General features: G+C 72.3%; 16 protein-coding genes and 1 pseudogene. 4 read left to right on the forward strand and 13 right to left on the reverse strand.

The genetic code is table 11. The features are described 5' to 3' along the window. Positions 1-73 precede the first annotated feature (73 nt). Positions 74-433, reverse strand: coding sequence for a DUF779 domain-containing protein (locus tag OG866_RS37795; protein ID WP_329341818.1), 360 nt, complete (start codon positions 431-433; stop codon positions 74-76). A 61-nt stretch (positions 434-494) separates the two neighbouring features. On the opposite strand from OG866_RS37795, the gene OG866_RS37800 reads away from it, so the two are divergent. Beyond that, entirely contained in the window at positions 495-950 is a 456-nt protein-coding gene (locus tag OG866_RS37800; RefSeq protein ID WP_329341819.1) for an SRPBCC domain-containing protein, read from the forward strand. Positions 951-953: 3 nt separating this feature from the next. Here the strand turns inward: OG866_RS37800 and OG866_RS37805 are convergent, their stop codons facing one another. Beyond that, the gene (locus OG866_RS37805) at positions 954-2270 is read right to left on the reverse strand and encodes a YhgE/Pip domain-containing protein (RefSeq protein WP_329341820.1); all 1317 of its coding nucleotides are present in this window, start codon (positions 2268-2270) and stop codon (positions 954-956) included. 183 nt (positions 2271-2453) lie between these two features. Then, the gene (locus tag OG866_RS37810; protein WP_329341821.1) at positions 2454-3014 is read right to left on the reverse strand and encodes a rhodanese-like domain-containing protein; all 561 of its coding nucleotides are present in this window, start codon (positions 3012-3014) and stop codon (positions 2454-2456) included. Positions 3015-3087: 73 nt separating this feature from the next. Here OG866_RS37810 and OG866_RS37815 point away from each other — a divergent pair, with 73 nt between their 5' ends. Next, complete coding sequence (locus OG866_RS37815; protein ID WP_329341822.1) at positions 3088-3366, forward strand: metal-sensitive transcriptional regulator; 279 nt, start codon at positions 3088-3090, stop codon at positions 3364-3366. Positions 3367-3368: 2 nt separating this feature from the next. Here the strand turns inward: OG866_RS37815 and OG866_RS37820 are convergent, their stop codons facing one another. From OG866_RS37820 to OG866_RS37830, 3 genes are read right to left on the reverse strand one after another with little or no spacing between them, the layout of a single operon-like run. After that, on the reverse strand, positions 3369-4112 hold the full coding sequence (locus OG866_RS37820; protein ID WP_329341823.1) for a sulfite exporter TauE/SafE family protein: 744 nt from the start codon (positions 4110-4112) through the stop codon (positions 3369-3371). Beyond that, on the reverse strand, positions 4109-4465 hold the full coding sequence (locus tag OG866_RS37825) for a rhodanese-like domain-containing protein (protein WP_329341824.1): 357 nt from the start codon (positions 4463-4465) through the stop codon (positions 4109-4111). Before OG866_RS37825 ends, OG866_RS37820 begins: the two co-directional genes overlap by 4 nt. 22 nt (positions 4466-4487) lie before the next feature. Next, a complete protein-coding gene (locus tag OG866_RS37830) occupies positions 4488-5855 on the reverse strand; it encodes an MBL fold metallo-hydrolase (protein ID WP_329341825.1) in 1368 nt (455 codons plus the stop codon). 204 nt (positions 5856-6059) lie between these two features. Here OG866_RS37830 and OG866_RS37835 point away from each other — a divergent pair, with 204 nt between their 5' ends. Then, positions 6060-6848: an SAM-dependent methyltransferase gene (locus OG866_RS37835; RefSeq protein WP_329341826.1), complete on the forward strand. Its 789-nt coding sequence runs from the start codon at positions 6060-6062 to the stop codon at positions 6846-6848. Positions 6849-7003: 155 nt separating this feature from the next. After that, on the forward strand, positions 7004-8110 hold the full coding sequence (locus tag OG866_RS37840; RefSeq protein ID WP_329341827.1) for an NAD(P)/FAD-dependent oxidoreductase: 1107 nt from the start codon (positions 7004-7006) through the stop codon (positions 8108-8110). Here OG866_RS37840 and OG866_RS37845 read toward each other — a convergent pair. The 7 genes and pseudogenes from OG866_RS37845 to OG866_RS37875 all read right to left on the reverse strand — a co-directional run bounded on the left by OG866_RS37845 (position 8095) and on the right by OG866_RS37875 (position 14232). Next, the gene (locus OG866_RS37845) at positions 8095-8745 is read right to left on the reverse strand and encodes a CoA transferase subunit B (RefSeq protein WP_329341828.1); all 651 of its coding nucleotides are present in this window, start codon (positions 8743-8745) and stop codon (positions 8095-8097) included. The two genes, OG866_RS37840 and OG866_RS37845, sit on opposite strands and share 16 nt — an antisense overlap. Next, the gene (locus OG866_RS37850) at positions 8742-9497 is read right to left on the reverse strand and encodes a CoA transferase subunit A (RefSeq protein WP_329341829.1); all 756 of its coding nucleotides are present in this window, start codon (positions 9495-9497) and stop codon (positions 8742-8744) included. The genes OG866_RS37845 and OG866_RS37850 overlap by 4 nt, the downstream gene beginning before the upstream one ends. Positions 9498-9515: 18 nt before the next feature. Next, positions 9516-10003: pseudogene (locus tag OG866_RS37855) on the reverse strand (SDR family NAD(P)-dependent oxidoreductase). Beyond that, positions 10000-10971 (reverse strand): fumarylacetoacetate hydrolase family protein, encoded by a 972-nt coding sequence (locus tag OG866_RS37860; protein ID WP_329341830.1) that lies wholly within the window; start codon positions 10969-10971, stop codon positions 10000-10002. Before OG866_RS37860 ends, OG866_RS37855 begins: the two are co-directional and overlap by 4 nt. A gap of 96 nt (positions 10972-11067) precedes the next feature. Further along, positions 11068-12000, reverse strand: coding sequence for a VOC family protein (locus tag OG866_RS37865; protein ID WP_329341832.1), 933 nt, complete (start codon positions 11998-12000; stop codon positions 11068-11070). Positions 12001-12004: 4 nt separating this feature from the next. Next, positions 12005-12991, reverse strand: coding sequence for an amidohydrolase family protein (locus tag OG866_RS37870; protein ID WP_329344483.1), 987 nt, complete (start codon positions 12989-12991; stop codon positions 12005-12007). A gap of 92 nt (positions 12992-13083) precedes the next feature. Beyond that, on the reverse strand, positions 13084-14232 hold the full coding sequence (locus tag OG866_RS37875) for an FAD-dependent oxidoreductase (protein WP_329341834.1): 1149 nt from the start codon (positions 14230-14232) through the stop codon (positions 13084-13086). Positions 14233-14260: the final 28 nt, after the last annotated feature.

A 14260-nucleotide genomic window follows, 5' to 3' on the forward strand; every position in this document is an offset into this window, starting at 1 on the left:
CCCCTGAGGTCCCGTCAACTGTCCCAGGGCTCAGGGGAGGTGCACCAGACGGCGACGGCCGTACGGGGGACCGCTAGGGGGCGACCAGGCGCGAACGGATGAGGAAACGTACGCCCTCGGGCGCCTCCAGGGAGAAGCCGCTGCCGCGGCCCTCGACGACGTCCACGATGAGGCGGGTGTGGCTCCAGAGGGCGTACTGGCTGCGGGACATCCAGAACGTCACCGGCTCCTCGACGCCCTCCACCTCCAGCTCCGCGAGCAGTACGTCGGAGCCGCCGGTGCGGAACTCGCCCTCCGGGTAGCACATCGGGGCGCTGCCGTCGCAGCAGCCGCCGGACTGGTGGAACATCAGCGGGCCGTGCGCCTCGCGCAGCCGGCGCAGCAGGTCGGCGGCGGCGGGGGTGAGCTCGACGCGCGGGATCTCCTCATCCATACGCCCCAGCGCACCACAGGGGAGGTTGCGACAAGGTTGCAGCCGGGAGCAGGGTGGGCGCATGTACGCGACGCGGATGTCAGGGCAGGTGAAGGCGGACCGCGCGGCCGTCTACCGGATGCTGGTGGACGCCGACGCGCTCGCGAAGTGGCGGGTGCCCGACGGGATGAGCTGCGAGGTGCACACCTTCGAGGCCCGTGAGGGAGGCGCGTTCCGGATCTCGCTCACCTACGACGTGGCGACCGGCACCGGCAAGTCCGGCTCGCACACCGACACGTACCACGGCAGGTTCCTCAGGCTGGTGCCGGACGAACTGGTCGTCGAGGAGTTCGAGTTCGAGACCGGGGACCCCGGACTGCGCGGCACGATGACCATGACGACCACGCTCACCGAGGTGGACGGCGGCACGGAGGTCGTCGTCCTGCACGAGGGCATTCCCGACGCCGTGCCCGCCGACCAGAACGCGGAGGGCACACGGATGGCGCTGGCCAACCTCGCCCGGCTGGTCGAGGGCTGAGCCTCACGCGGGCTGTGGCGTCAGGCGCTTGTGGCCCTTGCGGTCGTAGTAGAGGGTCATCGCGAACCCGAACAGCAGCCCCACGGCGGTGCCGATCGCGATCATCAGCCAGGAGCGGCTCAGGCCCGCGTCGCCGCGGGCGTCGAAGTAGAGGATCGCGCGGACGCCGTCGCTGAGCTGGCGCATGGGTTCGAAGTGGGACAGGAACCGGTAGAAGCCGGGGACCGCCTGGAGCGGGACGGTGGCGCCCGAGGACGGCAGGCCCAGGACGATGAACACGAACATGGACACCAGCTGGCCGATGCCGCCGAACGCCGCGTTGATGGCCTGCACACCGATGCCGACGGCCAGTGACGCGCAGAACGAGTAGATCCACAGCAGTGGCAGATGGGTCGCGTCCATGCCGAGCAGGGTGACGCAGGCCAGCATCACCAGGGAGACGGTGACGAGGGTGATGCCCGCGGTCATCGCCATCTTCAGCAGCAGCGTCTGGGTGCGGCTGATCGGCACGGTGGGCAGCCGGGTGTGCCAGGGGCCGATCTCGTTGTCGGCGTAGCCGAGCGAGGTGTCGACACCGTTGCTGATGACGTTGCCGCCCATGAAACCCGCCAGCACCAGCAGCAGCGTGTAGTAGAACGCGGTCAGGCCGAGGCCGCTGTGGTCGCCCAGGGGATGGCCGACCTGGGGAGCGACGTTGACCGGGTCGGCGAGCAGCAGCCGGTCCGTGGCGGTGGCCCGCGGGGCGGCCTGGACGAGCTGCTTGCCGATGGTCTGCGAGGCCTGATGCGCCGCCTGGGTGCTGATCTGACTGGCGAGGGACGAACCGAGGCTGCCCTTGCCGGGGTTGGTGAGCACCGTGATCGTCGGCCGTTGGGCGGCGCCGGTGGTGGTGAGCGCGGCGACCGAGTCGGTGAAGTCGGCGGGGATGACGAGGGCGCCGTAGACCTTGCCGGAGTCCAGCTCGTCCTGGGCCTCGGCCCGGCTCAGCCGCCGCCAGTCCGCCTTGTCGCTCGATGTGTCCGCGAGGATCGACCGGGCGATCTGCGTGCCCAGGTTCTGTTCCTGACCGGGCAGCGGCTTGCCGGTGTCGCCGTTGACCAGCGCGATCGGCAGATCCTTCAGGTCGCCCTGCGGGTTGACGATGCCGCCCATGTAGAGCAGGGACAGCAGCAGGGCAAGGAGTCCGCTGAGGACGGTGGGGACCACCCAGAGCTTGGGGCGGCGCAGCAGGGTGGCGGCGCGGGCCCCGGGAGCGGCGGGGGCGGGGGCACGGTCCGGGGGATCGGCCGGGGCAGGGGCCTGGGGGTCGGCGTCGGTCATGGCTCTCCGTCGGGTCGCGGCGACGTCCGTCATCCCTGTGTCCGGCAAAAGGGACGCGGTGTCCGTCGAAGGACGCGCTGTCCTTCCAGGGACGCTGTGCCCTACATAGGTACGCGACCACGGCCCCGCCCGCACCCAGACCGGGGAGGACGGGGCCGGAATCACCCCGTCCTCCCCCGGACGTCACCCGGCCAGGCGCAGCAGCGTCTCCTCGAACGGCACCGCGCCCGCACCCGGCCGGTTGTGCGGAAGCCTGGCCAGGAGGGCCGCCATGGCGCAGGTGTTGGTCACGGCGGAGAACACCAGCCCGGCGCCGACCAGACCGGACAGCCAGTGCGCGGACGGCCGGGCCAGCCCCGCGGCGAAGCCCGCCACGACCAGCGAACCCGCGGTGAGCCGGACCTGGCGGTCCATCGGCCAGGGCGTGCGGGCCCCGGCCGGCCGCTCGACCGGGTGGCCGGCGGCGGCCCAGGCGCCGGTGCCGCCCTCCAGCGAGAGCGCCTCGATACCGAGCGTCCCGAGCCGGTCGCAGCCCTTGGCGGAGCGGGCCCCGGAGGCGCACACGATCAGCAGCGGGCCGCGCGCCGCGGCCGTCCGGAGCGCGCTCGCGGCCTCGTCGAGCCGGTCCAGCGGGATGTTGTACGCGCCGGGGACATGGCCGCCGGCGAACTCGCCGGGCGTGCGCACGTCGACGACGGTGAACTCGGCGAGCCGGGCGGGGGCCACGGTGACGGGGGTGGTCATGGAACAGAACCCTTCGGTGAGGTGTTGCCCCACACGGGTAGGATACCCGTGGGGGTATATATGAGGAGGAAGCGTGCAGCTCGACATGTCCGCCGAGGAACTGAGGTCGGCGCTCAACCGGCTCCGCCGCGCCCAGGGCCAGTTGGCCGGGGTCATCCGCATGCTTGAGGAGGGGCGGGACTGCGAGGACGTCATCACCCAGCTCGCGGCGGTCTCCCGGGCCCTGGACCGGGCCGGGTTCTCGATCATCGCGACCGGCCTGGAGCAGTGCATGACCAGCGAGGACCCCGAGGTGCGCAACTCCGCGCAGATGCGGTCCCGGCTGGAGAAGCTCTTTCTCTCACTGGCCTGAGGTCACCGCACCACGGCGACACCCATGGCCAGCGCGATCGTCAGCAGTACGGTCCCGAAGGCCCGCTGGAGCGCCGCGGGGGACACCTTCGCCGCCAGCCGCCTGCCGTCCCACGCCCCCAGGACGGCGGTCGCCAGGAACGGCATGATCAGCGCCCAGTCCAGCTGGACCGCCGACTGGGCCCGGGCCGCGAGCGCCACCAGTGCGTTGGCGACGATGACCAGCAGACTGGTCCCCACCGCCGCGCTCATCGGCACCGCCAGGACGGTCACCAGCGCCGGTACGGCGAGAAAGCCGCCGCCGACCCCGAGGAACCCGGTCACCGTGCCGAGTCCGGCCCCGGCCGCCGCCGCCCGTCCCGTCGACACCGATCCGGCGCCGCGTGGCGTACGACGACGCAGCATGCGTACGGCGGCCAGGGCGGCCAGCGCCGCGAACATCAGCGTCAGCAGGGCCGCGGGCAGCCGCGCGGCGAGGGCGCCGGCCCCCGCGGCGGGCAGCAGACCGGCCGCCGCGAACAGCAGCCCGGCCCGCCAGCGCACCGCCCCCGCCCGGGCGTGCGCCACCAGGGCGGTGACCGACGTGACGATCACGATGACCAGGCTGCCCGTGGCCGCCGCGGCGGGGCTGAAACCGAGCAGATAGATCAGCGCCGGGACGGTCAGGATGCTTCCGCCCGCGCCCAGCGCGCCGAGGGCGAGCCCGACCAGGGCGCCGGCCAGCAGGGCCAGGACGAGGGCGGTCATATGACGGTCCCGAAGGTGCCGGTCCCGGGGGTGCCCTCGACGGGGAGTCCCCGCGCTGCCCAGTCACGCATACCGCCGATCACGTCGACCGCCTCCACGCCGCGTGCGGCGAGCAGGGCGGCGGCCTGTCGGGAACGGTTGCCCGAGCGGCAGATCAGCACCAGGGGGCGGGCGGTGTCGGGGAGGGGCGCGGTCGCGATCCGGGACAGTGGCACATGGTGGGCGCCGGGGACGTGGCCGGCCAGGAACTCGTCCGTCTCGCGGACGTCGATCAGGACGGCGGTGCCGTCGCGCAACCGTCGGTGCGCCTCGACGACGGTGACACGAGGGGCGCGGGGGGAGTCGTACATCATGCGTGTTTCCTGATCCCCGGCGTCAGCCGGCGGTACAGAGCGTGAGCCCCGCCTCGGCCGCCGCCGCGTAGCCGTCGTCCACGGCCACCACCTCGCGTCCGGCCGCGTCGAGCACGGACGCGGCGATGGCCGCGCGCATACCGCCCGCGCAGTGCACCCACACCGTGCCCTTCGGGACCTCGTGCAGACGGTGGTGGAGCTGGTGGACGGGGAGGTGGACGCTGCCCTCGATCCAGCCGGCGGCGCGTTCGGCGTCCCGGCGGACGTCGACGATCACCATGTCCTCGGCGCGCTCGCGGGCGGCGGCCAGATCGGCGAACGTGGCCCGGCGGAAGGACGCGGGCGCGGTGCCGTCGGCGATCCAGTCGGCGGGGGTGCCGACGGCCGCGGCGGCCGGGCGGTCGATGCCGACCCGGGTCAGTTCGCGCTGGGCGCGCGCCAGGTCCGCGGCGCTCTCCGCGAGGAGGGTCACCGGCTTGCCCCACGGGATCATCCAGGCGAGATACGTGGCCAGCTGTCCGTCGACCTCGAAGTTGAACGCCCCGGCCACATGCCCGGCGGCGAACGCCACCCGGCCGCGCAGGTCCACGACCCACTCTCCGGCCGCGAGCCGCCGGGCGATCTCCCCGGCGTCGGCGACGCCCGGCGCCGTCAGGTCCACGGGGGCGGGACCGCCGGAGTTGGCCGGGCCCATGTGGGCGTAGTAGGCGGGTATGTCGTCGAGCCCGGCCAGCAGCTCCTTCACGAAGGTGTCCACGTCCTGGAGGAGCCCCGGGTTGGACCCCTTCTCGCCGCCGATCGTGCCGCCCGCGCCGCCCGCGGCGGAGGAGGAGCAGAAGCTGCCGAAGCCGTGCGTGGGCAGGACGGGGACCGCGTCGGCCAGTTCCGCCGCGAGCCGGTGCACGGAGGCGTGCTGCGCCCGGGCCAGCCGCTCGGTCAGCCGGGGTTCGACCAGGTCGGGGCGGCCGACGCCGCCGATCAGCAGCGACCCGCCGGTGAAGGCGGCCACCGCGTGCCCCGTCTCCTCAAGGACGTACGACGTGTGGTGCGGGGTGTGTCCGGGCGTGGCCACCGCCCGCAGCACCAGGCCCTCGTCGACCGGCTCCACGTCCCCGTCGGTGACCGGGACCCGGGTGTACGCCACCTCCGCCCTGGCCGGCACCAGATAGCGGGCACCGGTCAGCCGGGCCAGCTCCAGGCCACCGGTGACGTAGTCGTTGTGCACATGGGTCTCGGCGACGGCCACGATCCGCACGCCGCGGCGCGCCGCCCGGGCGAGGACGCGGTCGATGTCACGGGGCGGGTCCACGGCCACCGCGGTCCGGGCGCCGCCCGCCAGATAGCTGCGGTTGCCCAGCCCTTCGGTTTCCAGGGTGTCGACAAAGAACACGGCGTTCCTCCTTCGTGGGAATTACCCCCGGGGGTATCTGTCTCTCAAGGTAACAGATACCCCCAGGGGTATTAATCCCGCGGTCCGGGGCCGCTGTCGCGGCTGGTGCGACCTGCCGGGCGAACTCCGTCCGCCCGACCGGAAGTTGATGTGTGAAACTGTCGTCAGTCGATCACGCATGTCGATCATCAAGGGGAGTGCAACGTGACGCAGGACGGCATCGTCGGGGAGATCGACACCAGCAGGCCGCACCCCGCCCGGATCTACGACTATCTGCTGGGCGGCAAGGACCACTACGAGGTGGACGAGGAGGCGGGCGAGCGGCTCGTCGCCGTCGCCCCCGAGGCGCGGGTCAGCGTGCGGGCCAACCGGGACTTCCTCCGCCGGGCCGTCCGGTACGTCGTCGGCGAGGGCGTCCGGCAGATCCTCGACGTCGGCACCGGGCTGCCCACCTCGCCGAACGTGCACGAGATCGCCCACGAGGCGGCGACCGACGTACGTGTGGCCTACGTCGACAACGACCCGATCGTGAAGCGGCACGCGGACGCGCTGCTCAGCCGCACGGGCGAGACGAGCATCGTCCTCGCCGACCTGCGCGATCCGCGGAGCATCGTGGACCATCCCGAGGTGCGTCGGATCATCGACTTCGACGAGCCCGTCGCCCTGCTGCTCGTCGCGATCCTGCACTTCGTGACCGACGCGGAGAAGCCGGGGGAGATCGTTTCCACCCTGCGTGACGCCCTCCCGGACGGGAGCTTCCTCGTCCTCTCGCACGCCACGGGGGACCTCTTCGAACGCAGCGACGCGCAGGCCGTCTACAACAACGCGACGGCCAGCATGAACCTGCGCGGCCGTGCCGAGGTCGAGCGCTTCTTCGACGGCTTCGACCTCGTGGACCCCGGACTGACCCAGGTCCCGTTCTGGCGCCCCGACGGGCCGCTGCCGGACGACGCCGCCTCGATCGGCTTCTACGGAGGCGTCGGCCGGAAGTAGCGGAGCGGAACGCGAAGTGCGCCGGACCCGTACGGGGGCCCGGCGCACTTCTGTCTCGCCTCTCTTCACGGGACTCGCACACGACCCGCCTATTGCTTTATGTTTCAAGTGTTACTGTCGCGCTCATTCCCCCCACCAGGCACAGGAGACCCGTTGTGCACGACGGCAACGTAGTGGTGATCGGCGGCGGTTACGCGGGTGTCCGCCTCGCGAAACGACTGGACGCGACGACGCGGGTCACGCTCGTCGACCGCAAGGAGGTCTTCTTCCACCGCATCGCCTCGCTGCGGGCGGGCGTGCGCCCGGAGTGGACGACGACGCCCTTCATCCCGTACGACCGCCTGCTCACCCACGGCCGGGTGGTCACCGGCAAGGCGGTCCGCATCGACACCGCCGGGCGCGAGGTCCGACTGGCCACCGGTGAACGCCTGCCGTACGACGTACTGGTCATCGCCACCGGGGCCGACTACCCCGAACCCGCGCGCTTCGCCGGCACCACCGCCGAGGAGGCCGCCAAGTCGTTCGGCGAACAGCAGCGCAAGGTCGCCACCGCCCAGCACATCCTCGTCGTCGGCGGCGGTCCCTCGGGTGTCGAACTCGGCGCCGAGATACGCCTGGCCCGCCCCGACGCCCGGGTCACCCTCGCCCACTCCGGCCCCGAGCTGCTGCACTCCACCGGCAGCGCCCGCGCCGGTCAGAAGGCCCGCGCCTGGCTGGAGGCGCACGACGTGGAGGTACGCCTCGACTCCTTCATGTCCCCCGGCAACGACTTCGGCACCTACCGCGACGCCCACGGCACCGTCGTCGAGGCGGACGCCTCCTTCTGGGCGACCGGCACCACACCCAACACGCTGTGGCTGCGGCTGGCGGGCCATGGCGCCTGGCTGAACGGGACCGGGCACGTCAAGGTCGACACCGGCCTCCAGGTCGACGGGTACCCCGACGTGTTCGCCGTCGGCGACGTCAACGACGTGGGCGAACTCAAGGTCACCCCCGCGGCCCTCGCCCAGGCCGAGGTCGCCGCCCACAACATCCGTGCCTATCTGCGCAGTTCAGGCAGACACGGCAAGAAGCCCCGCGCCTACCGCGCGGTCCACCGCACCCCGCTCATCGTGCCGTTCGGCCCGGCCGACGGCGTGACCATGCTGCCGGTACCGGGCGGCGAGAGCGCGGTCCTCGGCGGCCGTACCACCACCTTGGCCAAGGCGAAGACCCTCATGACCCCGTTCATGAGACGGCAGTTGGGCTACACCGCGGCGTGAGTGGCGGCCCGGGCGAGCGGCGCGTCCGTCCGTTCGGCGATGTCCTCGGCGCTCGCGCCCGGCGCACACTCCACGAGGACCAGACCGCCGGGTGTGACGTCGAGGACGCCCAGGTCGGTGATGATCCGGTGCACACAGCGCTCGCCGGTGAGCGGCAGCGCGCACTCCCTGACGATCTTGGGGCTGCCGTCCTTGGCGGTGTGCTCCATCAGCACGATCACCCGGCGGGCCCCGTGGACCAGGTCCATCGCCCCGCCCATGCCCTTGACCGTCTTGCCGGGGACCATCCAGTTGGCGAGGTCGCCGCTCTGCGACACCTGCATCGCGCCGAGCACGGCGATGTCGATGTGGCCGCCCCGGATCATGCCGAAGGACAGTGCGGAGTCGAAGAACGCGGCACCCGGCAGCACGGTGACCGTCTCCTTGCCCGCGTTGATCAGATCCGGGTCGACCTCGTCCTCCGTCGGGTACGGGCCGGTGCCGAGGATGCCGTTCTCGGAGTGCAGGACGACCTGGACGCCGGGCGGGAGATGGCCGGGGATCAGGGTGGGCAGACCGATGCCGAGGTTGACGTAGGAGCCGTCGGTGAGTTCGGCGGCGGCGCGGGCGGCCATCTGGTCGCGGGTCCAGCTCATGCTCGTACGGTCCTCTTCTCGATGCGCTTGTCGCCGGCCTGACCGGCCGTCAACTCCACCACCCGCTGGACGAAGATGCCGGGGACGTGCACCGCGTCGGGGTCCAACTCGCCCGGTTCCACCAGCTCTTCGACCTCGGCGATCGTGACCCCGCCCGCCGTCGCGGCCAACGGGTTGAAGTTCGCGGCCGACTTGCGGAACACCAGGTTGCCGTGGCGGTCGCCGCGCCAGGCCCGGACCAGGGCGAAGTCGGTGGTGATGCCGTGCTCCAGGACGTGCGGGCGGCCCCGGAAGGTGCGGATCTCCTTCGGCGGGGAGGCGACGGCCACCGAGCCGTCGGGCGCGTAACGCCAGGGCAGGCCGCCGTTGGCGACCTGGGTGCCCACGCCCGCCGGGGTGTAGAAGGCGGGGATGCCCGCTCCGCCGGCCCGCAGCCGTTCGGCCAGCGTGCCCTGCGGCACCAGCTCCACTTCCAGCTCGCCGGACAGGTACTGCCGGGCGAACTCCTTGTTCTCGCCCACATAACTGCCGGTGACGCGGGCGATCCGGCCGTCCGCCAGCAGGACGCCGAGGCCGAGGCCGTCGACGCCGCAGTTGTTCGACACGACCTCCAGGCCGCGGGCGCCCTGGGCGTGCAGGGCCCTGATGAGTACGTCGGGGACGCCGCTGAGGCCGAAGCCGCCTACGGCCAGCGACGCACCGTCGGGGATGTCGGCGACCGCCTCGGCGGCGCTCGTACGGACCTTGTCCATGAAGCCTTTCCGTTCCAGCTACTTCAGTGCGTCGGACAGCGACTTGACCCCGCCGTGCGCGGTGAGACCGCCGCCGACCGGGATCTCGGCGCCGGTGATGAAGGACGACTCGGCGGAGAGGAGGAACACGACGAGCGGGGTGATCTCGTCGACGGGTTCCGGTGCGACCGACGGGCGTCTCACGGATGTTGGCTTCACGGAAGGCGGGCGCGGCGGACGCGGTCATCTCCGTCTCGATGAACCCGGGGTGGATCGTGTTGATCCGGATGCCACGCGGGCCCAGCTCCAGGGCGGACCCCTTCGACAGGCCCCGCAGCGCCGTTCACGGCGTGCACGCGGGCGAAGTCCTCGGGGAGTGCGTCGTCGAGGCGGCGGCAGCCCGGGGCGTCCCTCACATCGGTGGCGATGACCCGGGCGCCCTCGCGGGTGAGCGCCTCCGCCTCCGCCGCGCCCTGGCCACGGGCGGCGCCGGTGACAACGACCACCTTGCCCAGCAGCCGCTTCACGGCCGCTCCCGGCCACGCCGCCGACCGGTCGGCAGCGGCACCGGTGCGGCGCCCGCGACGACGGTGTTGGAGACGGTGCCGATGCCGTCGACGGCGAGGGTGACCGTGTCGCCCGGCTTCAGCGGCGGCGGATCCTGACGGCCGCGGACGCCCCACAGCTCCGCAAGACAGCCGCCGTTGCCGCAGGTGCCCGAGCCGAGGACGTCACCGGGACGCACCCAGGTGCCGCGCGAGGCGTAGGCGACCATCTCCTCGAAGGTCCAGCTCATGTTGGACAGCAGGTCCTCGCCGATCACCTCACCGTTGACCGAGGCGGTGAGGGCGAGGCGCAGGAAGCCGTCCGGGTCGCGGTACCGCTCCATCTCGTCGGCGGTGACCAGGTACGGGCCGAGCGTGGTGGCGGTGTCCTTGCCCTTGCACGGGCCGAGGTTGACCTTCATCTCGGCGGACTGGAGATCGCGGGCGGACCAGTCGTTGAAGACCGTGTAGCCGACGATGTGCTCACGGGCCCGCTCCGGGGTGAGGTCGCGGCCCTCCCGGCCGATCACGGCAGCGACTTCGAGCTCGAAGTCGAGAACGGCCGACCCGGGCGGCACCGGGATGTCGTCGTAAGGGCCGTACACCGCATAGGGGTTGGTGAAGTAGAACGTCGGCGCCGCCCACCACTGCTCCGGCACACCGGCGTTCCCGTCGATGGACCGGCGCACCCCCTCCACATGCTCCTCGAACGTCACGAAGTCCCGCACGGTGGGCGGCTGGAGAGGCGCCAGCAGCCGTACCTCGGACACCTGGGGGCCGGGCGGTACGTCGAGCGCCACCGCGCCCGCGTCGAGCAGCCGGTCAAGACCGCCCGTCTCGGCCAGCAGCTCGGTCAGGGAGCGCACGGCGGGCAGCGGATACAGCGTGCCGTCCGTCTCGACGACGGCCACATGCCGCCGGCCGCGGAACTCGTAGGTGGCGAAACGCATGGAAGGGGTCCTGTCGGGAGGGGCGGATCAGACTGGCGCCGCCTGATCAGACGGGCGGGTCGGATCGGAGGGGCGGCTCGGATCGGGCGGGCGGGATCAGACGGGCGGGGCGACGAAGCAGCCGCGGTCGACGTCGTTGAACGACTCCTTGGCGACCAGCTCGTTCATCGGGTTCGCGGTGCCCCACTGGTCGGTGACCTCGGGCTGGGAGAAGTCGTAGACGTGCGGGTGCCAGGTGTCCTCGTCGAGGTTCTCCAACTCCGTCGTGTACTCCACCGTGTTGCCGTGCGGGTCGAGGAAGTAGGTGAACGTGTTGTCGCCCGCCATGTGCCGGCCAGGACCCCAGACCTTGCGGGCCCCGGAGCGCATCACCCGGCCCGAGCCGCGCATGTACTCGTCGATGCCGCGCATCTCGAAGGACACGTGGTGCAGCGCGGTGTGCGGGCCCTGCGCGATGGCCATGGAGTGGTGCTGGTTGCTGATCCGCATGAAGTGCATGACCTCGCCCATGTGGGGTGAGGACAGGGTGTCGGAGAGGCGGAAGCCGAGGTGGGTCTCGTACCACTCCCGAGTGCGGTTCAGATCGGGGGAGTTGAGGACGACGTGCGACAGCTTGACCGGGATCGACTCCTTCTCCTCGATCCGGCGGTGCCGGCGGACCTCGACGTCCGCCGAGACCTCGATGGTCCGCCCGTCGACGTCGAAGAAGCGGAAGCCGTAGCCGCCGCCGGGGGTGTCGACCTTGCCCGGCTGGGCGATCAACTGGACGCCCCCGGCCAGGAGTCGCTCGGCGAGCGTGTCCACGTCCGCAGCCGAAGCCGCCCCGTAGGAGACCAGGTCGAGACGCTTCTCCTCGGCCTTGCGCAGCCGGATCACATAGCGTTCGGGGCTGCCCTCGGCGGCCAGGAAGGCGATGCCGGAGTCCTCTTCGACCTTGGTCAGGCCCCAGACGCCGGCGTAGAAGTCGAGCTGCTTGTCGTAGTCGGGCACGGCGAGGTCGACGTGCCGAAGGTGGGTGAGCAGACGCATGGTGTCAGTCCTTTCGGAGGAGGGCGGCCGCGGTTCCGCCCCGTACGGCGTCGAAGTCGGCGTCGGACAGGCCTGCCGCGCGCAGCGCGCCCAGCGGATCGTCCGTGCCCATGTCGAAGGGGAAGTCGGAGCCGAGCAGGACGCGGTCGGCGCCCGCGGCGGCGACGAGGGCGCGCAGCACGGCCGGGTCGTGGACGAGGGAGTCGAAGTACAGCTGCCGCAGATAGCTGCTGGGTTCCCGGGCGCAGCCCCGGGCGTCGGGGCGGACCCGCCAGGCGTGGTCGGAGCGGCCGATGTGGGTGGGCAGATAGCCGCCGCCGTGCGCCGCGATCAGCCGTAGCCCCGGATGGCGGTCCAGGACACCGGAGAAGATCAGGTGGGAGAGCGCGGTGGCGTTCTCGGTGGGCTGGCCGACGGTGTTGGACAGGTACCACCGGTCGAGGCGCTCGTCGAGCGTGCAGCCGAAGGGGTGCAGGAAGACGAGGGCACCGGTCTGCTCGGCCCGGGACCAGAACGGCGCGTACGCCGGGTCCGACAGTTCGCGGCCGGGGGCGTGCGAGGAGATCTCGACGCCCCGGAGGCCCAGTTCCCGTGCGTGGTCGAGCAACTCGACGGCGAGATCCGGGTGTTGGAGCGGGACGAGTCCGAGGCCGTAGAGACGCTCGGGGGCCTTGGCGCAGTGTTCGGCGGTGCCGGTGTTCGCCAACCTGCCGATGGTCGCGGCCAGTTCGGGCTCGGCCCAGTAGTGGTAGTGCGAGGGGGAGGGGCTGACCAGCTGGATGTCCACGCCCTGTGCGTCCATCGCCGCCAGGCGCACGGCGGCGTCCGTCAGCCGCGGGATGCGGGCGCCGACCATGGGGCCGTTCACCGCGAGGGCCGCGGGGCCGTTGCGGCGGGCGTCCAGGGCGCGGGCCTCGGCGAGACCGGGACCGGGGTGGCCGGCGGCGGCCTCCTCGATCTCCGGGAGGACGAGGTGGGCGTGGACATCGATCGTCGGGGCCGGGGCCGGGGGCGGTGACGAAGCCGAGGCCGGGCGGGGAGCCCGAGCTGGGTTCGGAGTCGGCGGCGGAGGGGCGGGCGTGGTCACGGGAGGTCCTTGAGGGCCGTCATGGTGCGGTGCATCAGCCCGGGCACGTCCGCGTCGCGCACCCCGTCCAGCAGCCACTGGCCCAGCTGGACGGAGGCGTCGACGACCAGGCGTACCCGGGGCAGCCGCCGGGCGTGGTAGGCGGTGAGGAGCCGGTCGAGGGGCTCGGCGGCCCAGTCGTCCAGGCGGGTCAGCAGCTCGGCGAGGACCAGGGCGTCCTCCAGGGACATCGCGGCACCCTGGGCGAGCGTGGGCGGGCAGCAGTGCGCGGCGTCGCCGACCAGTACGACCCGGCCGCGGTGCCACGGCCCCTCCACCAAGTGCCGGTCGAACCAGGTGTAGTTGACGACCGTCGGATCGGTCAGCGCCTCGCGGATCTCGTCCCACGCGCCGCCGTACCCCTCGCTGAGCGCCCGCATCTCGTCGGCGAAGTCCGCCGGGTCGATCGAGGCCCGGTCGCGGGCGGGTTCGACGAGGTACGCGTAGACCGTGTCCTCGCTGGTCGGGCAGTACCCGGCGATGAAGCACCGGCCGGCATAGACCATCTCGGTGCGGCGAACCCCGGTGGGCCGGGGCGCCGGGGCGCGCCAGATGCCCATCCCGGTGGGCCGGGGCTCGTCGGTGACGCCGATCATCCGGCGGGTGGCGGAGCCGAGGCCGTCGGCGCCGACGACGAGGTCGTAGCGGCGGCGCGTGCCGTCCGAGAAGGTGACGTCCACGCCCTCGGCGTCCTGCTGGAAGGCGGTGGCCGTGGTGCCGAGGCGGATGTCGGCGCCCGAGGCGAGGGCCTCGTCGATCAGGAGTTGTTGCAGCCGGGGGCGCTGCATGCCGATGTGGGCGGGCAGGTCGTCGCCGCCGGTGCGCAGTTCCTCGTGGGCGGCCAGCACGGTTCCGTCGGGGGCGAGGAGGGCGACGCCCTCGGCCTTGTACCCCTCCTTGACGATGGTGTCGAGGACACCGACCTCGCGCAGTACCCGCAGGGCGTTGCCCTGAAGGGTGATGCCCGAGCCGGCGGCCGCCTTCCAGTCGGGGCTCGCCTCGACGAGGTCGACGCCGATCCCGGCCCGGCGCAGCAGTACCGTCAGGGCGTTTCCGGAGGTGCCTCCGCCGATGATGAGGACAGAGGGGGCGAGGCTGTCAGCCATGTCGGGGATACCTCCCGGGTGGGGCCGC

The organism is Streptomyces sp. NBC_00663 (assembly GCF_036226885.1).
Taxonomy (GTDB): domain Bacteria; phylum Actinomycetota; class Actinomycetes; order Streptomycetales; family Streptomycetaceae; genus Streptomyces.